Source organism: Ruegeria sp. D1(2025), assembly GCF_056536425.1.
Genome location: NZ_JBQFPO010000014.1, coordinates 70,103 through 89,217, shown reverse-complemented (window position 1 = coordinate 89,217; position 19,115 = coordinate 70,103). Strand labels below are relative to the sequence as shown.

Annotated in this window: 12 protein-coding genes; 7 read left to right on the top strand and 5 right to left on the bottom strand. The window is 57.4% G+C overall.

Features of this window, described 5'->3' with window-relative positions; genetic code table 11:
- Positions 1-1,281, bottom strand: a 1,281-nt coding sequence (locus ACR1XU_RS21165; protein ID WP_480915695.1) for a right-handed parallel beta-helix repeat-containing protein, incomplete at its 3' end; no start/stop codon positions are given.
- 453 nt (positions 1,282-1,734) lie between these two features.
- On the opposite strand from ACR1XU_RS21165, the gene ACR1XU_RS21160 reads away from it, so the two are divergent.
- Both ACR1XU_RS21160 and ACR1XU_RS21155 read left to right on the top strand, forming a co-directional pair.
- Complete coding sequence (locus tag ACR1XU_RS21160; protein WP_480915694.1) at positions 1,735-3,009, top strand: right-handed parallel beta-helix repeat-containing protein; 1,275 nt, start codon at positions 1,735-1,737, stop codon at positions 3,007-3,009.
- Positions 3,010-3,106: 97 nt separating this feature from the next.
- A complete protein-coding gene (locus tag ACR1XU_RS21155) occupies positions 3,107-3,511 on the top strand; it encodes a GtrA family protein (protein WP_170616995.1) in 405 nt (134 codons plus the stop codon).
- Here ACR1XU_RS21155 and asnB read toward each other — a convergent pair.
- Both asnB and ACR1XU_RS21145 read right to left on the bottom strand, forming a co-directional pair.
- Entirely contained in the window at positions 3,508-5,412 is a 1,905-nt protein-coding gene (asnB, locus tag ACR1XU_RS21150; protein ID WP_170817329.1) for an asparagine synthase (glutamine-hydrolyzing), read from the bottom strand. The two genes, ACR1XU_RS21155 and asnB, sit on opposite strands and share 4 nt — an antisense overlap.
- A 1-nt stretch (position 5,413) precedes the next feature.
- Positions 5,414-7,138, bottom strand: a complete 1,725-nt coding sequence (locus ACR1XU_RS21145) for a glycosyltransferase family 39 protein (protein WP_480915693.1) — start codon at positions 7,136-7,138, stop codon at positions 5,414-5,416.
- Positions 7,139-7,376: 238 nt separating this feature from the next.
- Here ACR1XU_RS21145 and ACR1XU_RS21140 point away from each other — a divergent pair, with 238 nt between their 5' ends.
- From ACR1XU_RS21140 to ACR1XU_RS21130, 3 genes are read left to right on the top strand one after another with little or no spacing between them, the layout of a single operon-like run.
- A complete protein-coding gene (locus tag ACR1XU_RS21140; RefSeq protein ID WP_480915692.1) occupies positions 7,377-9,374 on the top strand; it encodes an acyltransferase family protein in 1,998 nt (665 codons plus the stop codon).
- A gap of 20 nt (positions 9,375-9,394) precedes the next feature.
- Entirely contained in the window at positions 9,395-10,900 is a 1,506-nt protein-coding gene (locus ACR1XU_RS21135; RefSeq protein ID WP_480915691.1) for a glycosyltransferase family 39 protein, read from the top strand.
- A 37-nt stretch (positions 10,901-10,937) separates the two neighbouring features.
- Positions 10,938-11,936 carry a glycosyltransferase family 2 protein gene (locus tag ACR1XU_RS21130; protein WP_170616987.1) on the top strand — a complete coding sequence of 333 codons (999 nt, stop codon included), beginning with the start codon at positions 10,938-10,940 and terminating at the stop codon, positions 11,934-11,936.
- A 48-nt stretch (positions 11,937-11,984) separates the two neighbouring features.
- On the opposite strand, the gene ACR1XU_RS21125 is transcribed toward ACR1XU_RS21130, so the two are convergent.
- Positions 11,985-13,448 (bottom strand): glycosyltransferase family 39 protein, encoded by a 1,464-nt coding sequence (locus tag ACR1XU_RS21125; RefSeq protein WP_480915690.1) that lies wholly within the window; start codon positions 13,446-13,448, stop codon positions 11,985-11,987.
- A gap of 700 nt (positions 13,449-14,148) precedes the next feature.
- Here ACR1XU_RS21125 and ACR1XU_RS21120 point away from each other — a divergent pair.
- Positions 14,149-15,126 (top strand): lysylphosphatidylglycerol synthase transmembrane domain-containing protein, encoded by a 978-nt coding sequence (locus ACR1XU_RS21120; protein WP_480813980.1) that lies wholly within the window; start codon positions 14,149-14,151, stop codon positions 15,124-15,126.
- 55 nt (positions 15,127-15,181) lie between these two features.
- Here ACR1XU_RS21120 and ACR1XU_RS21115 read toward each other — a convergent pair whose 3' ends face one another.
- A complete protein-coding gene (locus tag ACR1XU_RS21115; RefSeq protein WP_480915689.1) occupies positions 15,182-16,846 on the bottom strand; it encodes a glycosyltransferase family 39 protein in 1,665 nt (554 codons plus the stop codon).
- Between the two features lie 457 nt (positions 16,847-17,303).
- Here ACR1XU_RS21115 and ACR1XU_RS21110 point away from each other — a divergent pair, with 457 nt between their 5' ends.
- A complete protein-coding gene (locus tag ACR1XU_RS21110) occupies positions 17,304-19,106 on the top strand; it encodes a hypothetical protein (protein WP_480915688.1) in 1,803 nt (600 codons plus the stop codon).
- Positions 19,107-19,115 lie beyond the last annotated feature (9 nt).

Here is a 19,115-nt window from a genome sequence, read left to right as displayed (position 1 = left end):
TGTCGTCCCGCTATCCGGCTGGGTCGGCTGTGTTGGTGCCGGGGCAGGATTGCTTGACGCGGGTGGTGCGTTGACCCCGGTGCTGCCAACCCATGCATCGTAGGACAGGGGAAACTGCATCGCGAGGTCTGCGCCGGCATTCATTGTGTCAACAGCGCTGCCCGGGATTACACCGTACTGATTATATCCATCCTGTGCCGCAGTCGCATAATAGATGAACATGTTGTCGTAGTGGTTGGCCGCATTCGGGTCCGTATTCTGAACATAGACATTGTCTATGACCGTCCAGTCGGACTGACCGTTATGCCCGGCAACACCGGAAACAACATTCCCGTCGATCGTGACGTTCTGCGAGGTACTTGTCACATTGATCTTCGGGATCGTGATCCCCCCGGTGACACTCCGGTCAACAGCCAGGATCGTGTTGTGCGAGATCGTCAGATCCTTGGCACCGGTCACCGTGATCCCGTGAGTGTGGGCGTTGTAGATCACGTTATCTTCGATCAGAATGTTCGTGTAGAACATGGCCGGATCATTCGGGTCGGTTTTACCGTTGCCCATGAAGATTGTCTGCGCGTGTGTGCCCGTCCCCATGTCGAACACATTGTCCCGGATGATCACGTTGTCACTGGGCCCAAGCCCCTTGGAGAACTGGATCATGTCCCGGTGGTCCCCGGAATTCGGCGAGGCGCGGAAATCGTGAAGGTAGTTGTTCTCGATCAGAAGGTTCTGGTTCCCGCCAAACGACATCCCGTCGGAACGGAGTGAATGCACATCGTTGCCCGAGACGGTGACGTTGGTGCTGGCGCCGACACTCAGCCCCTTCCACCAGTCATAGAATTCGTTGTTCGAGATCACGATACCCGAACTGTCCCGCACGGCCAGGGCCTTCCCCGTCCCATAGCCATCATCAATGGCGGAAACGCCCTGAGCCAGATCTCCGTCAAAGACCGAATCCTGGATCGTGATGTTTGCGCTGTTCTTGACCTCAAACGGCTTATAGCTCGTCGATTCACCGTTGAACGTATAATCGAACACGATGTTTTCGAAGGTTATGTTCGATGCGCCGTCCAGTGTCATCTCTGAGATTGTGGCGGGCGCATTGGCGTCTGCCGATTTGATGGTCACGTTCGATGCGTAGTTGATGTTGAAACCTGATTTCCCATCCAGATTCAACGTGCCGTAGTCGCCGGCAGCAAGAAGGATGGTTTCCCCCCCTGTCGCCTGTGACAGAGCCTGGTTCAGCTCTGCAGCGGAAGTTACTGTGATTGTCGTCGACATCTTTCACCTGTGTTTCCAAACGCGCTTACCCAAAGCGCTATTGATCCCGCTCACCCAGGACGGATGGAACAGTCGCACAAGGGCGACAGATTGGCCGGAATATGGCTATGTTTGGAAACTGTTGCCTGTATTGGGACAATATTGCCCCATTGCCTTCATTTCCGAGTGAACTCGATACTCGATACCGGGAATTGTTCCACTTCCCTTAGCGGTAATCATGGGTTTTACGGATTGATTCCCATGCCGCAACAATGGACACAGAAAAGCCTTTTTTCCGGCGCGTCCTTGCGTATCTCCGGAGGGTGTCGGCAATGAATTGCCCGGTTCCCCTACGTCAACCAGTGCGATTTACCCGCCGAAACGCCACAGGCTCCGCCCATACACTGCTGTGGACAAGCTCTGTCCGCACTCGTAGCCTTTCCGCGTGGTAGTAGTGATTAAAGCGGGTCTCTTATGCGACGACACATATACAGCTCTGTCGGAGTTCTGGCTTGCGTCTGCTTATTGCTGCTTTCCTTTCCGGCATCTCTGTCAGCGGCCGCAGCCTGTACCGGCCCCAAGATCACAACGAAGGTGGCCAACACGAACGACGGGCAGAGCATCCGCTCCCCTTCTGAGCTTTCGGCGGCAATCAAGAAAGCGAAGGGCGGCGAAACATTCGTTCTGGAAGGCGGCAACTACGGCTCTTTGAAAATCAAAAAGGCTTTCCGCAAACCTGTCACGATCCGCTCGGCGACGCCCGGGTCGCCCGCCTGCTTCACCGAACTGCGTCTGGACAGGGCCGGCAACGTCACGCTCGACGGGCTGGTCTTCGACTATGCCTATTCGCCCGGGGACAAGGATTCGGTCAACCCGTTCAGCATCACGGACAGCCACAGGATCACCATCGCCAACTCGGTTTTCGACGGGGATCACAATTCCGGCGTCGGACACGGGCGCGGTTTGCGCTTCAAGGGCAGTTCCTCGGTCAGTATTCTGAACAACACCTTCAGGAAATGGTGGAAAGCCGTGACCGGCGGCCACGGCACAGACATCGTGCTGAAGGGCAATGAAATATATGACATCCGGTCGGACGGTATGGGGTTTGGCGGTATCGAAGGCCTTCTGGTCGAGGGCAATCGCCTGCACAACTTCCGGGGCGTTCCGAACCGCGATCACCGGGATATGATTCAGATCATGCGCGGTTCCGGGCTGCGCAGTTCTGACATCGTCATCCGCGACAACGTCTTCGATATCGGTCGCGGGGATTACACCCAGACCATATTCATCGGCAGCAGCGGCAAGAATATGAACGACCCCCAATTGCGTCACCAGAATGTCCTGATCGAAAACAACGTCATCTATAATGCGCATGTTCACGGCATCTCGGTGGATGGCATCGACAACCTGTCGATCCGCAAGAACTCGATCATTCGGGTACGGCGCGCAAAAGACGGCGGCATCACCATCCCGCGCATCAATATCGCATCGTCGCGCCACGTCGTCATCGAACAGAACGTCGTCAGTGGCATCAAGGGTTTCGAAAACCAGCGCGACTGGGTTGTCCTCAACAACGCCATCGTTCAGGATCAGTCCCCGTCAGCGCAGGGATATTATGACCGTGAATTCATTTATTATGCGACCGGGGCCGAAAACGGATTTCATGAATATGGCGTGCGCCCCGGCAGCCAGACCGAACGCCTAAACGCCGGGTCCTCATTGGTGAAAAACTATCCAACCCGCCGATAGGCGGCATCCGCCTTGCTGCCTTTTCAGGGCCCGCCCAAAACCTGTTGAACAGGACGTAGATCAACCCACCCGATGAGTGTTCCGGATTGCCCAGACCATGATTTCCAATCTCAATGACAAACACCAATTCTTCAGGTTTCTCGGTATCAGCGTTGTGGGCACGATTGCGGATTACCTGCTGGCGGTGCTGCTCGCCCTGGTATTCTTCACCCCTTATGTCTTTGCCTCGACCTGTGGCTTTGTCCTGGGATCGGCCATCAATTACTGCGGGCACAATATCTTCAGCTATGAGCACACCGACAAAAGCACGATCTCGCTGCGGGGATATGGCAAATACCTGCTGGCGGTCCTGTCATCCTTGGTGGTCCGCCTCGTGGTGGTGGCAGGTCTGGGATATGTGACCGCCCTGCCGTTCTGGTTCATCCTGCTGGTCGCGATCGGTGCTTCTTTCGTTGCCAGCTACGTGATTTCGACGCTCTGGGTGTTTCGCAAACCGGGTTAGGCATCGATGTAGAGCTCGTACCACATCATGTAATTCAGAAGCCCCCAGAGCGGCCGGCCATTGTCACGCCTGCCGGCCAGATGATCGTCGATCAGCGCCTGAACCGCGTTTACCCGGAACAGGCCCGTCCTTTCGATATTCGCGGGCCCAAGGTAGCGCATCATCAGATCCTTCAGTTCGGTCTTGAGCCAGCGCGAATAGGGCATCTCGAGCCCGACCTTCTTCTTGTCGAGAATGCTGTCAGGCAGATCATTCTCCATCGCGCGGCGCATGAGGTGTTTCTTGCGCCGATTCTTCATCTTCAGCGCTGACGGCACTTGGGCGAGAAACCCGGTCAGTTCCGGATCCGTAAAGGGCACCCGCGCTTCCAATGAATGCGCCATGGTCATGCGGTCGTTCTTGATCATCAGATCATCGGGCAGAAAGACGGTTGAATCGATATACATCAGCCGCGACAGGGTCTCGTCCGCCCCGCAATGCTCATAAGCTGCCTGAAAATGCCGCACCGAAGGCTGCAGAGAACCGGGCGCGGCCACCCCATCCGCGTAAAGGTCGAATTTCTCGGCTTCGCCCAGCACAATCCGCCACCACAGATGCGCCTCTTCCGGTGGCAGGTCCAGCCCGCCGAGAAACCTCTTGGCCTTGAATTCGAAGCTGAGTTTCTTGTCTGAAACGGGCAGGCAGTTCACCAGTGGCTTCAGCACGCCGTTCCGGATGAACCCCGGTATTTTCCGCGCCTGCCTGTAGATGTTGTAAGCCGCATGGGTGTCATATCCGGCAAAAGCCTCGTCGCCGCCTTCACCCGACAGAACGACCACCACCTCGTCCTTGGCCAGTTCGCTGATGAAATATGTCGGTATCGCCGAGCCGTCTCCATATGGCTCATCAGTGAAGCTGAGATATTTCGGCAGCATGTCCCGCACCATATCCACCGTAATCGTTACCTCACGATGTGTCGTGTTGAACGCTTCGGCCACGATCCGGGCATAGGGCAGTTCGTTAAAGCTCTGGTCCCTGAACCCGACGGAATACGTGTGAATGGGCTCGTCCACATGTTTGTGCATGAGCGCCACCAGGGTACTGGAATCAAGCCCGCCCGACAGAAACACCCCGATCGGCACATCCGCGATCAGACGGCGCTGCAAGGCTTTGTCCATCAATTCGTATGACCGCGAGATCGCCTGTTCTTCGGTGATGCCGGCATCGACACTGAAATCCAGATCCCAATAGCGCTTTGTGGTGATCCCCCCTTCGGCGGAAACGGACATGTAATGGCCCGGCGGCACCTCCGAAATCCCCTCGAAGGCCGTCTGGGTGCCGGGGATATAATTGAAGGTCAGAAAGTCGTGCAAAGCCTGTATCGACGGTTTTCGCGCAACCCGGTCATCGGCGATGATCGCCTTGATCTCGGATCCGAACCGGAAATGACCGTCATCTTTCTGATAGAAAAACGGCTTGATGCCATAGCGGTCGCGCACCAGATGCAATGACTTGCTGCGGGTATCCCAGATCGCAAAGGCATACATGCCATTGAGCTCGGGGATCATGTCCAGGCCGATCTCTTCATAAAGGTGGATCAGAACCTCGGTATCGGTACGCGATTTGAAAACATGACCATGCTCTTCAAGACGGTATTTCTCTTTCAGTTCCTGAAAATTGTAGATTTCGCCGTTGAAGACGATCACCACGGTGCCGTCCTCGTTGGTCATTGGCTGATGCCCGGCATAAGACAGGTCGATCACCGAAAGACGCCGGAAACCCAGCGCGATATCCTCATCCAGCCATGTACCGTCATCGTTCGGCCCGCGATGCATCAGCGTCATCGCCATGGCCGAGACCAGCCCCTCTCCGGGGCGTTCGGCCGCCGGATCAATCCGCAGGATTCCGCAAATTCCACACATATCAATCGCTATCCTTCAAATAATCCGAACCATTATCATCCGCGCGAGGGCCCCCGCCCCGGTTTTCGAGGCTGACGACAACCTCGCCACCCCCCAAAGATCCAAAGAACCGCCCGGCAGGGGAATACTCCTGCTCGATCCGGGCCAGAATGTCCGGGTACGTGGTCCGGGCATGCACCGGCATGGTATAGACCAGCCACGTTCTGCCGGACCGCGCCGCAAGGCGATCCAGGTCATCACCCGTTTCGATGATGTCCCATCCCATGTGGTAATAATCATTGAACGGAAATCCCGCGATCCCGACAGCCAGAACTGTATCTCCGGCCTGCTTTTCGCGCTCGATCAGCGCGATCGCCCCGGCGTAATCCTGTTTTGGCAGATAGACATGGCGCAAAGACAGGATCGACACGGCCACGATGCCCGCACACAGCACCGCCGGAAGCCAGCCGGCCGCAGGCGCGGGCAACCGTATCAGCCGCGCCGCCAACTGGCCGGTGACGAAAGCGCCCCGGATCACGATCAGAATGGCAAACCCGAAGGTGAAAAAGAAAAACCGCGGGAACAGCGTGTAACCGATGCTGGTCATTGCAATGAACCCGACCCCGAACGGGATCAGGAACAAGGCCACGACAGCCGGTCGCGTTCGGGCGAAACTGACAACCCCGGCGGCAAAGACAAGACCCGCGGCAAAGACAACACCGGCGCTTGCAAATCCGATCTGCAGACTGCTGAAGACCTCTGCCAGAGCCCAGAGAGGGTTGGTCCACTCATTCTCACTGCCCTGCAGCCCGGAATTCAGCAATGCGCCGCCCACCATGCTGGGCAAAACCAGCGCATAGGCCAGCAATGTCAGCAGACCCACCGGAATGAACCCGCAAAACATCCCGTTCCAGCGGTAAGGTTTGCGCGCTGTGTCCTGTTGGAACAAGGCGGCAGCCCAGATCGCAAAATGCGCCAGCACCATCAGACCCATGGTCGGATGCGCATAGGCACCCAGCACGACCGCAAGACAATACAAACCCCATTTGCGCGGGCTTCCCTGCCGCATCGCATCCAGAAACCAGGCGCTGGACAGAACGGAAAAGAACAGCAACGCGGTATAGCCACGGGCGTTCTGACTGAACCAGATGTGGTGATAGGAGAATGTCATCAGCGCGGCTGCAAACAGGCCCTGTTGGGTCGGGCCGACGCGGCGGGCAAAAAAGTACATCGCGGCAATGCCGGCGACACCGAAAACCGCCGCCGGAAATCTGAGGGCCCAGACACTGTCGCCAAACACCGACAGGGACAGGCGCGCCAGTACCGAGAACAGGACATGGTTGTTGGCATCGTGATAGGTGCTGACGATCTGGCCGACCGTCAGGGGCATGTAGTTCACGGATGTCAGAATCTCGTCATACCAGATCCCGGTCCCAAGGTGATAAAGCCGCAAACCGGCTGCCATGAGCAACACAAAGCCAAACACAACGGTCTGGGTCTGGCTTGCCGGCGCAAGTTCCGGTCGTTGCGGCGATTGCGGATAACCAACCGGCAGAACCCGCAGCAACAGCAGATAGCCCCCGGTCAGGATCAGGACGGACCTGAGCACCCATATCCCCTGAGACAACGCCGGATCGGCAGCCGCATCGCTGCCCCGCAACACCGCGATCAGCACACCGGCCGGCAAAAGCAGCGCCAGACCGACAAGCGCCAATCCTGTCACAGTATTGAAGGACAGCCTTTTCATCCGAACACCGAACTCGCCACCAAAACCTTTTGCACTCGAACGTCCTGCCGGAGTTTACAGACCTTTCCCGCAGCCCTGCCGTTAAAACGCCAGAAACGTCATCTTCTATCATTCATACCATTTTTTGGATAAGCAGGCACTTATTCTGCTCATGGCCATAACCTGACTCAACAATGCATAAGTATTTGCAATTATATTTCATTCTAACACAGAATATGCATTCAAAGGGGGTACGTAGATGAAATATCGCCCGGATATTGACGGCCTCCGGACAGTTGCCGTTTGCTCTGTAGTGCTGTTCCACACCGGGCTCGGCTTTCCAGGGGGGTTCGTCGGTGTCGATATCTTCTTTGTCATCTCCGGCTTTCTGATCACGACAATTCTGTGGACGGATCTGCAAACCGGCAGGTTCTCGATCATGAACTTCTATGAGCGCCGGGTCAGGCGCATTCTTCCTGCCCTGTTTGTGGTGATGCTGGTTTCAACGGTGTTTGCCGTTTTGCTGTTCTTGCCAAACCATCTGGCTGATTTCGGCAAAAGCATGTTTGCCGCGAATATCTTCCTGTCGAACCTCTATTTTTACTTCGAAACGGACTATTTTACCGAGGCCGCGCACCTCAAACCAATGTTGCATACGTGGTCTCTGGCGGTGGAAGAGCAGTATTATATTCTGTTTCCACCAATACTCGCCCTGTTGTTCAGACTGTTCCGCCCTTCGGCCGTTCTGATCTGGCTTGTTGCCGCTGCGGCGGTTTCACTGGTCGTGTCAATCTGGATGGTTCAACGCAACCCTCCCGGCGCCTTCTATCTGCCTCAGGCCCGCGCATGGGAACTGCTGCTGGGGGCTATCACCGCAATCTGCGTCGCGCAGGGGTGGGGAAAGTTTCTTGAAACACGACCCAATCTGGTCTTCTGGCTGGTCCTGCCGGCCATGGCGATGATCGTCTGGCCGGTGGCGGCCTATGGCCCGGAAACCGTTTTTCCCGGGCTGTCGGCCATGCCGCCATGCCTTGGTACGGCCATTCTCATCCTGACCGGAGCCTACAGAAAGACCTTCGCAACGCGATTGCTGTCCGTGCCACCAATGGTCTTCATCGGAAAGATTTCCTATTCGCTCTACCTGTGGCACTGGCCGGTTCTGGTCTTTGCCATTTATGTTTCGGTCGATCCTCTGTCGCTTCCAGAGATCCTGGGATGCGTCCTGCTGTCCTTTCTGCTGGCGACTTTGTCGTGGCGTTATGTCGAGGCCCCGTTCCGGAAAAGCCCGGGCTTCGGCCGCCGGGAAATCTTTGCCTACGGCAGCGTTTGCGCAGTCCTCATCGCCGGGTTGGGCGGTGGTCTGGTCGCAACCGGCGGGCTGCCCGCCCGGATGCCGCCGGACATCGCCAGACTGTTGCAGGAGGACCGGTTCCTGCATGATCAGCGCAACTGCCATTTCATCACGCCAGAACGTGCAGCAACAGGGGATGTCTGCCAGCGTGGCGCCCCAGGCGTCACCCCCAGTTTTGCCCTTGTCGGAGACAGCCATGCCGATGCTTTCAGCCCCGCGATCTTTGCGGCCGCGCAATCCGTCGGGCTGAGTGGTTATCAATACACGCAAGCTGGATTTCGTCCGCTGCCTCAAATCCAGAAAAAGGGTGATCCGACATATGCCGCCCAGACCGACGCGTTCATGAGCTTTCTGGCTGACAGGCCCGAAATCGATACCGTCATCATCACCGCGTTCTGGGAACATCAGATAACCGGCGCGACATACCGCCATAGCGGCGATATCTGGTTCGATGCCCAACAGACCGACCGGAACGGACAAACAAACCGCGAAGCTTTGCTTACGGGCATCGACAGACTGGCAGCCGCCTTCCCAAAGCGCCGCTTCATTCTGTTGGATGACGTCCCCAGCAGCGATGATCTGGATCTGAAAACGCACATGCGCTCATTGCTGTTCCAGGCCCACGATCCGCAGGAAGAGATCGGTATGCATACCGAAAACTATGCGACCCAAAGGGCAATATATGAACCATTGCTCGTGCAGATGGCAGAGGCGCATCCGAATGTGGTCTATCGAGCGTTCTTTCTGTCTCTTTGTGGCCCGGCCATCTGTCCCTTGTTCAAAGACAATGAACCGGTCTTCAGAAACGGGGATCACCTCAGCGTGCAGGGCGCGCATTTGTTGCAAAACGATGCCGAAACGCTTTTGCAGGATATCTTCGGTCTGCAATCCGCATCCGACAAATAATGCCTGCAGGACACAATCCGATGACCCCAATCGGAGGAAACGGCGTTTTCCCGATCAGGCGTGAGTATCGCAATCTTGCTGTTGCACTCGCGTTGGCGACCGCAGTGGCGCTGGCGTTCGCATTGCGGCTTTGGGGGATCGAACTCCGCAGTCTGTCGCTTGCGGAAATCCACGCCGCTGGCATTTCCGACCCGTCGCCACGCCAGGGTCTTGCCGAAACCGTTCGGTGGCATTTCCACGACGACCCGCGCCCGATGGGCTGGCATGTGGCCATGCTGGGCTGGACCAAGACTTTCGGAACCTCGCATTTCGCCCTGCAGTTTCCGGGGGTCATGCTTGCCGTGGGGTCGATCCCACTGATCTTTCTGATCGCGCGCAGCGTCTTTGGATCGACCATCGGCTGCCTGGCCGCGCTGCTGCTGGCGCTGCACGGCTTTCACATCTTCTGGAGCCAGATGGCCGAAATGTTTGTCGCCGGGACCTTCCTGTCCCTGCTCTCGACCTGGCTTTTGCTGCGCCTTGCCCGAGCGCGCGTGCCGCGACCCGGAATCGAGATATCCTATATCGCCTCGGTCATGGCCGGGGTTCTGACAGCCCGTCTGTTCTGGCCCCTGATCCTGATCCACCTGTTCTGGACGATGCTGGTTTTACCCCGTTACAGACCGGAAACCCCTCACCTTTCACGGCGGATCAGCCTGCGGCAGGCCCCGCGGCTGTTTCAGGTACAGGCTCTGGCCTGCATCCTGTCAGCCCCGGCCCTGATCCATGCGGTCTACCATGCCCCCAAGGATGCTGGCATCGGCCTGCCTTCCGACTTTCTGATGGGATATTTCTCGTTCGGGTTTCTGTTTGCAAAGGATGAATTCGCCGTTCCGCCGCTACAGATCGGACCCGCCCCAAGCGGGTTTCTTCTGGCCTTTGCCCTGCTGTTGCTGACGGCCAGCCTGAAAGCCCCCAAACGCGAAGCGCCCCTGGCCAGCCCCGAGCGGAAAATTCCGGTATGGGTTCTGGCTTCTGCCGCCATCTGTTCAGCCGGCTTCATGTTCTGGCTTGCCCCGAGCACCCACAATCAGATCCTAACCCTGACGATTTTGCCCATATTGCCCTTTCTGGCACTGCTTTTTCCGGTATTGGGCACCATCTGGGGCGCCTTTGTCCCCCGCCTGCCATCAGCTACCCTGCACTATCCTCAGGAACGGACGCTGCTTTTGTGGCTGCTGGCGGTTGTCACACCGCTGATCCTTTTTGCAACATCCAATCCGGCCCGGCCGACCCTTCTGATCTTTGTGCCTTACCTGCTGATCCTTTGCGCGGCCGGTGCGATATGGCTGTTTCAAAGCATCGGCCTCAGGCTGGCCGTGACGCTGCTGTGCCTGCTGGTCTTTGCCACCAGCATTCCCTACACCGCCCAGAAGCCCGTCATCACCGGCGCACGGCACGAAGCGCTGAGTGGTTATGAAAAGACACTGAAAATCGAAAAACTGCAGGCCCATGCAGAACTCTTTGAGCCCGGGGCAAAACCATGATCACCTGTGTCCAAACAGACAGGAAAGGGCACGCGCCATGGCGCCGCAGAACGTGAAAACCCGCCCCCCCCTGCCCCGGGCAGAGGCGCCGACGCTCAGTATCGTTGTGCCCATGTTCAACGAAGAGGATGTCCTGCCGATCCTGTTTGATCGTCTCGGCCGTTTCCTTGAAAGCCTTGGCGAAAGCTTTGAGATCATCTGCGTCAATGATGGCAGCACGGATGAAACAGCCCGCCTTCTGGCCGAGGCGCATGACCGCGACAACCGCATCAAGGTGCTGAACTTTTCGCGCAATTTCGGCAAGGAAGTTGCCCTGACGGCGGGGCTCGATGTTGCTTCGGGGCAGGCGGTTGTTCCCATAGACGCGGATTTGCAGGATCCGCCCGAACTGATCGGGACGTTTCTTGAAAAATGGCGCGAAGGGTATGATGTCGTCTATGCCGTGCGGCGGCACCGCGACACCGATACCGCGATGAAACGCTGGTCGGCACTCAGGTTCTACCAGGTCATCAACCGGCTGTCAGGTGTGCCGATCCCGGCCAATACCGGTGACTTCCGCCTTATGGATCAGCGCGTGGTTCGGGCCATTGTACGCCTGCGCGAACAGAACAGGTTCATGAAAGGACTTTTTGCCTGGGTCGGATTTCGACATGCCGAAGTATCCTATGACCGGCCCGAACGCGCCGCCGGGCAGACCAAGTTCAACTACTGGCGACTGTGGAATTTCGCACTGGACGGCATCACCGGGTTCAGCACCGTCCCGCTGCGGGTTGCAGGCTATATCGGCATGCTGACCGCGCTGGGGGCGATCGTCTATGGCGTTTTCCTGATCATGCGCACCCTGATCCACGGGGTGGATGTACCCGGCTATGCGTCATTGATGGTCGCGGTGTTGCTGATCGGCGGGCTGCAACTGGTCGTGCTTGGAGTGATCGGGGAATATCTGGGCCGGCTTTACGAAGAGGCCCGAAAGCGCCCGCTTTACATCGTTGAAAGCAGCCTAGGCCTTGATCCCGGAAATGATAATTCACTGTGACGTCCGGGGAAGGGATGCCCGATCCCGGACCGGCGGATTGCCCGTTGCTCACTTGCGCCGATAAACAAGGACGTAGCCATCCCCAAGCGTTCCGGCGAATGCATGGACAAACTCCAGCCGCTCGTCGACATCACGCTTCAGTTCCGGAATGGCGCGCAGCATCCGGTTGGGAAACAGGATAACCAGCGTCACGGGACCGGGTTCGGCCATCGCCTGCGCATAGGCTTGCGCATCGCCGACGGTTGTCCAGTCCGCGTCAAAATGACTGGCAAAGATCGGGCCGCCCGGATTGATGGCATAAATCCGCTCTGACGGGCTGCGGGTCTCTTCGACCAGCGTAAAGGCCCCGGCCAGATCCTGTTTTGGGGCAACATAGTTGCGCTGCACCAGAAACAGGGACACGGCAATCATCGCCAGAACGCCGATGACAAACAATGGCTGCCCGTACCGGGGCCGCCCGATCATCCGTGTTACGACACCTGCACCGTACCAGCAGCCGATGACGGCAAGAACGATGACAAGACCGATATCGACAAAGAAGAACCTCGGCCAGATCCGCATGTCGAGCGCCAGAAGAATGACAAGCGTCACGACGATGTGCATGGCGATGGACGGGAAAAACAGCGGTTGCTTCGCGTGCGCCCCGACCGCGCCAAATGCGATGGTGATCAGCCCCCCGATGGCAATGATCAGGGTCAGGGGGCCAGTGTTCCCGACCGCGGTTCTCAGGCCTTCCACAATGGTCCAGATCGGGTTCTGATATTCCTGCATCGGATCAACGGCGGATGTTGCCGAAACCTCACCCACGGTTCCCGCGATGCTTGGCAAAATCGGCAGATATGCCAGCAGGACCAGAACCAGCGCCACCGCCACGCCGATCAGCGGCTGCACCACCCAGTTGCGGGTCAGGGCGCCCCGGCCAAACCCGGTCATCAGGGAAATCAGCCAGACACACCCCAGAGCGACAAAGAAAAACGCGCCGGTCAGATGCGTGAAAACAGCGGCGGCGGCGGTCAGCCCGAAGGCGATCCAGGTGCCGATGGTCGGATGGCGCGTACCCCGCAGAAACAAGATCAGGCCCAGCGTGCTCCAGAACGCCAGTTCGGTGTATCCGCGGGCATTCTGGGAAAACCAGACCTGATGATAGGACAGCGCCACAAGCAGGGCGGAGATATGTGCGATCCTGGTGCCGGCAACTTCTTTCGCCAGCCACCAGATCGCCCCGACAATGCCGACACCGAACAGCACCGCGGGAAAGCGATAGGCCCAGGCCTGATCCCCGAAGATCTGGGACACAAGTTTGGCCTTCATGCTGAAGAAATAATGATGGTTCATCGAGTATTCGCGCATCATGTCGCCCCAGGGCAGGCTGACATGCGTATCGACGGTCCAGATTTCATCGTACCACAACGGCGCGTTCAGCCCTGCGGTTCTGAGCACGGCTGCAAGAAGCAGGATGAACAGAAGCAAGGCAAGATCATTGCGGCCAGGCGTGGCAGACGGCTGGGTCATGGGGCTTCTCCGGTCACACTCGTACTCAATTCAGGGCACCAATCAAAAAACAATCATGTTCCGGTCAGGCGGAACCCGCCGCCAAAGTCCTCCGGGCATCCCTTTTCGGGCACATTGGCACAAAGTGCCGATACCGTCGATTTCACCCTGAAAATGTTAGTCTGTCACGGACATTCCCGACGGCTGAGACATGATTGTCGAGCAATCAACCGAGCTCATCCCGGCCTTTTTCAACAGGGTTTGTCGGTGCAGAGCCATAAATCTTTATGTCGCCTATGGTAGAAACATGCCCAAGCGGGGCGCTTCGCGCATCACGCACGGCACGGGTCATGAATTTGGCTCAGCCCTAATTGTTGACCAAAAAGCAACAATCAATCCAAAATAAAAGGTATGTTGCCATTTTTCAAAGCCGGCACCAAACATCCGGATTGGGCAGGTGCCCACTGCCCGCTTATTCACCCCTTTTTTACAGGATAAAATTCAGGGCGTTAGCGCCGCGTTTCCTTGATTTCATGGTGTTTCAGAACCACAGCCCTTTAAAAAGCATGATTGCCGATAGTGACAAACCGGTCAGCCCGCGCTCATTTACCGGGATATGTTTTGAATTGATCAAACGATCTGCCAGCAGCCCCTGAATTAAATGTGAATTGATACAATTCACAGTAGAGGGCATGATCGCTTGGGGTAATAGGGTGTAGGTTTGCAGCGGTTGTCACCGAAGTATCGCAACTGGTTATTGCGTGTCGGCGGATCTTTGGTCGCCCTTTTCCTGCTTTTCTGGCTGCTCTCAGACGAGAAGATCCTGGCAGCCTTCCGGTCTGTCCCCCTTTCAACCTTCCTGATTGTGATTGGCCTGTTCATCATGGCCCATATCGGTGCGGCGCTGAAATGGCGGTATCTGCTTGATGGCGGATTGCCTGTTTCAACTGCCCTTCGCGCGCATTTTGCAGGTCTGGCCGCCAATCTGTGCCTTCCCGGCGCGATCGGAGGCGACGCGGTCCGGGCCGCTGTTGCGTACCGCTCCATCGGAGACGCCCCCAGGATCGTCAGTGTGGCCGCCGTTGACCGGTTGATCGACATGACGGCCCTGCTGACCATTTCCGCCATTGGTATCGTGTATGCATCCGGCCGGTCGGGCGAGCTGCAATTTCTTTTGCTGACCGGCTTTTTGCTGTCGCTGGTTTTTCTGTGCCTCGTCATGTTGTCGAAACTGTTCGATCTGGTCTGGCGGGTCTTCCCCAACCTGCCCGGGCGGTCCTTCGCGGAAAAGCTCGTTGGGCATTTTTCATCCATTTCTCGGCAGCCCAAGCGGCTTTTGGCGGTCTTCCTGTCATCTGTCGTCATTCAAACCGCGCTGGTGCTCATGTCCTGGTGGCTGGGCAGGGCGGCAGGCATCGGGACCGATGTCGGGCCCTGGCTGTTTGCCTGGCCGCTGGCCAAGATCATCGCCGTTCTGCCAGTCACACTGAACGGGCTGGGTCTGCGCGAGGGCGTGCTGGCATCGATGCTTGTCCCGTTCGGGGCCGATGCCGCGGCAATCGTTGCCGCCGGTCTGGTCTGGCAGGCCGTCATGTTCACCGTTGGCGGGATCGGCGCGATCTTTCTTTTCATCACCAACCGGATCGACCCGGCGGCGCAGGAAAGCTGGGCCGAGACAAAAGAACAGCAGACCGGGTGACAGGCCGGTTCAGGCCATGCAGCCAAACCCTCTGGCCCGTCTTGTAAATGCCTAATTACTTAAAGGCGGCGTCGATGGCTTGCGGGATCGCGTCAGCCTCGGCGCAGAACACCAGAATCCCGCCTTTGTCCGTGCTTGTTTTGCAGACACGCCCATCCGCACGTGCCAGCTCGACAAACCGGGATACCCCTCCGGGCACCAGCTTCTCGGGCCAGTAATGCGCGAAAACAAGCCAGATCGGATCAGTCCCTGAAAGCCATTTGGCCGCGCGTTCGACGTAATCGTCGCTGGTCAGAAAGTTGTCATCGTCCCGCGCCTGCATCTGCCAGGACTGTGTCGTACTGTTGTGGTTGAGCAGCCCAACCACTTCGAAGTTTTCGCCGCTCATCAGATCCGGACGCAGGGCCCGCAAGCTGGGTTGAGCCCCGTAATAGACCCACATTTTTGCCGGATGACGCTCGACCATCTCCAGATGCGCCGAGATTTCGTTGTTTTTCAGATCGGCGGACCGAGCCAGCGCCACGCTCACCAGGCCGAAACTGAGCACGCAGATCACGGGCGTTGCCACGCGGCTCAGCCTCAGAAGGTTTAGAACCCAGCGCAGGATAACGATTGAACCGACTGCGAAACAGGGAACAGCAAACGGCGTAAAGAACAGGAAGTGCCGGACAGATGTGATCGGCAGCTTCTGAAACGCGTTGAACACCAGAAAGGCCAGGGTTCCGATAACCAGCCCCCCGGCCAGAACGGGCGCTTTGCGCCAGTAGGTCGGCAACCCCACCAACGCGATCACGGCGCACAAGACATGGATGGTCGGCAGCAGCCAGATCAACCCGGACACATGCAGTGTCTGCGGGAAATACACCGGTTCGATCATCAGGAAATAGACGTTCAGAATGCCCCGGACAGATTCGATTGTCTGAGCTGAAAAGGGGGCTGTGACGCTGATAAAAGAGTCTAAATAACGGTCGGCATAAGCAATCTGGTCCAGTTCAGCCATCGGCAAGGTGTACCAGACATGGAACCCCAGACTGATCGTCAGCGTCACGGCCCCCAGACCGAGCAATCTGTACAGGCCCTGCTGGAAGTCCGGCCCTGACATTGCGGAACTCCGGTGTCTGGAGATAAGCTCTGCCAGCAATCCCCCGCCAACGGTCGCAAGGATCAATGGGGCTGTAAACGCAAACAGGCACGCCAGGATTGCGCAGCCGGTAAACACCGCAGCACGTTTGAGCGTGGGCCTGTCCAGAAAGGAAAGACCGGCCCATAAAAGAGCACACGCAAAGAAGAACCCGAACACATACTGTTTGGGGTTTGTTGTAAAAAGAAGCACTTCGTTGGTGCAGGCCAGCAATGCAATCGCCCAAAGCACCTCGGGTGTTTCAAAATACCGCCGCATAATGCGCCAGAGGATGAAATAGCCCCCAACGGCAAGGGCTGCCGCAATAAGGCGAATGACCGTGAAACGTGTCAGGCCCTCATTCCCGAAAATCCGCGAAACAAGATCAAGTTCCAGAACCGACCCCAGCGGAGCGGCCTGCTCGAAATAGGGCAGCGGTCCGAAATAGGTGGCAAAGGGCGGAAGCGGGAAATTGGACATGAGCATTGCCTGATCATAGCCCGGGTCCCGCCCGTCCCAGATCGAGACGATGCGGCTGAGAGCAATTATTGCAAGCAAAAGGACAGGAAGAACCGCAGCACTGCGAGAAGACATGCTCATTACCGTTAAATCACTTTAAAGACACCATCTTTCCCGACCATAAGACACATGTGTTTCATGTCACAAGGTTGATCTCGGCACCGGTCAGTCAGCGGTTTACGGTATTGGCGGGAAATTTTCAGAAAACCCGGGCTTCAAGGGCAAGACCTGCCCGGATCTAACCTTTATAAAACAGGCTTTGCTTTGGTTGGTGATTGTTTTTTTCCTGTTTTGCAAATTACAAACCTGGTTTGAAAATGACCCATTTATATCCGATAAGTATCGCTTATCAGGTTTGACTGACTTTGCCGCCTACCAAGCCCCCATCAGGCCTGTTCCATAAGGAACTTGGGCGACATCGATGCCTTTCCCCCACACTAACGCTCTGCTGTGAAAAAGTTTTGTCTGATCCCGTGCTTCTCAACCGCATATCCCGACAATAGGCTACACAAGGATTGAACGGGTTCGGAGTGTTTCAGTGTTAAAGAATTTCAATCTGACCTTGGTGCAGGCTCTGGCGATAAGTGCCGCCATCTTTTGCGTCGCAACCCTTCCGGGGTTGCTGCTGGATGGATACAACCCCGATGACTGGCGACAGGTTCACGGGGCACCTGCTGGCGGCATGCCCCTCAACTGGACAACCGAAGAAGGCAGATGGGCGATGGAGGCGCTTTATGTCTTCATCATGGGCGAGCGGTTCCTGACGCCCATTCAGGCGCCCCTTTCCTTTGCCTGTCTGTTCTGGATTTCCTGGACACTGGCCCGCACGGCAACCGACGAACGGCAGGCGCCGCTGGCCGCAACCGCAATATTCAGCCTCAGCATCTGCCACATCTACATGATCGATGCGCTGAACTTCTCATCGCATGTCTTCGCGTTTCCCCTGTCACTGGCCCTGTCCCTGCAAGCCTACCGGATGTTCTGGAACCTTGCCGATCGATCAATCGGTCTGGCGTGGTTTGCCCGTGCCCTTCTCGCCATACAAATGCTGGCCCTGTCCTGCGCGATCTATCAGCCCTTCGCCCCATTCGGCGCCCTGTTCATCGCGCTTCAGATCATGCGGTACGACACATCTTCCCTGAAAACCGTTTCGCGCGCGGTCCTCGTGGCCCTGATCGGATCTGTTTTCGCCATCCTCGTCTATCTGCTGGAGTGGCGGATCGCCGTCGGCCTGAGTTCCCATGCCGGAGAAGTCACCCGGTTTAGCCAGCCAGGCTCGGACCAGGTTATACAAAAACTGGCAGCTCTGCCGACATTCTGGAAAAGGCTGCACTCAGGCGGGTTCCAACACACACCCTGGGTGTTCCGACTGATTTACGCCACCACCCTCGCAGTGGCCCTGCTGGCGTCCGGGTGGGCGGTGCTCCGCACCTGGCGGACGGCTGGCCTGATTCCGGCGATGCGGGTGGCCTTTGGCGCTTTTGCCGGGCTGTTTATCTTGCCGGTGATCGCATGGTTTGCTTATGCCACCCTATGGATGCCGGGGCGTGTCGTGGCTTATCTGCCATTTGCCGTCTTCGCGGTTCTGATCACAGCAGGCCAGATATGCGGCTGGTGGCAGCGCGGTTCTTTCACCGGACGCGTGGTACAGGGCGGTGCGGTCGCCTTGGCGGGATTATCCATTGCCCTGAGCATTACGGTCTGGTCGGACCAGGTGGAAACCGGACGCCGGGATACGGAAACAGCGCACGCGATCTTTGCGCAAGTCTCGGAAACTCCGGGGTTTGACGGCGACAGTTTTCGCATCTCCGGTGGGCTCGACTATCCGGAACTCAGCTGGGGCGGCCTGCTGGGGTGGACGGTCTTTCATCGCAACAACCCTGTGCCCGGTATTTTCACCGAGCTTTATGACCGCCCGATGGAACCGACATTTGTAGCCGCCAGCCCGATCCCCTGCCCCGCATTTCCGGAACAGGGTGCGGTCTTTCACGACGGTCATACGGTCCATGTCTGTCTTGAGCCGTCAACCGGGCTGAAGCAGCAGACCGGGTGCATTGATCTTGGCAACGATGAAACCCTGTGCCGAACCGACGACATGCTTGTCTGGCAACGCCCCGCCTGTAAGGTTCTGCCCCTTGCCGGTGCCCCGACGCGCTTTCGGCTAAAGGATGCGGACGGCCGGGAAAAGCTGGCCATCTTCACGCTCGAAGATCCGGGCGTTCCGATCGACGGTCGGTGCCACTATGCGCAACGTCTTGGCAGGTTCGACTACCAGTCCGTCATCGTCGAACGTTTCAAGGGAACGGATTGGGACGCGGACGAGGCCCGCGCCATCCCCTGACCCCTGTTT

What these genes read in the sequence shown, in the direction of transcription:
- ACR1XU_RS21140 (WP_480915692.1), top strand. Translation starts at nt 7,377, where the DNA reads ATGAAATATCGCCCGGATATTGACGGCCTCCGGACAGTTGCCGTTTGC.
- ACR1XU_RS21145 (WP_480915693.1), bottom strand. Translation starts at nt 7,138, where the DNA reads ATGAAAAGGCTGTCCTTCAATACTGTGACAGGATTGGCGCTTGTCGGT.
- asnB (WP_170817329.1), bottom strand. Translation starts at nt 5,412, where the DNA reads ATGTGTGGAATTTGCGGAATCCTGCGGATTGATCCGGCGGCCGAACGC.
- ACR1XU_RS21125 (WP_480915690.1), bottom strand. Translation starts at nt 13,448, where the DNA reads ATGACCCAGCCGTCTGCCACGCCTGGCCGCAATGATCTTGCCTTGCTT.
- ACR1XU_RS21155 (WP_170616995.1), top strand. Translation starts at nt 3,107, where the DNA reads ATGATTTCCAATCTCAATGACAAACACCAATTCTTCAGGTTTCTCGGT.
- ACR1XU_RS21115 (WP_480915689.1), bottom strand. Translation starts at nt 16,846, where the DNA reads ATGAGCATGTCTTCTCGCAGTGCTGCGGTTCTTCCTGTCCTTTTGCTT.
- ACR1XU_RS21160 (WP_480915694.1), top strand. Translation starts at nt 1,735, where the DNA reads ATGCGACGACACATATACAGCTCTGTCGGAGTTCTGGCTTGCGTCTGC.
- ACR1XU_RS21130 (WP_170616987.1), top strand. Translation starts at nt 10,938, where the DNA reads ATGGCGCCGCAGAACGTGAAAACCCGCCCCCCCCTGCCCCGGGCAGAG.
- ACR1XU_RS21135 (WP_480915691.1), top strand. Translation starts at nt 9,395, where the DNA reads ATGACCCCAATCGGAGGAAACGGCGTTTTCCCGATCAGGCGTGAGTAT.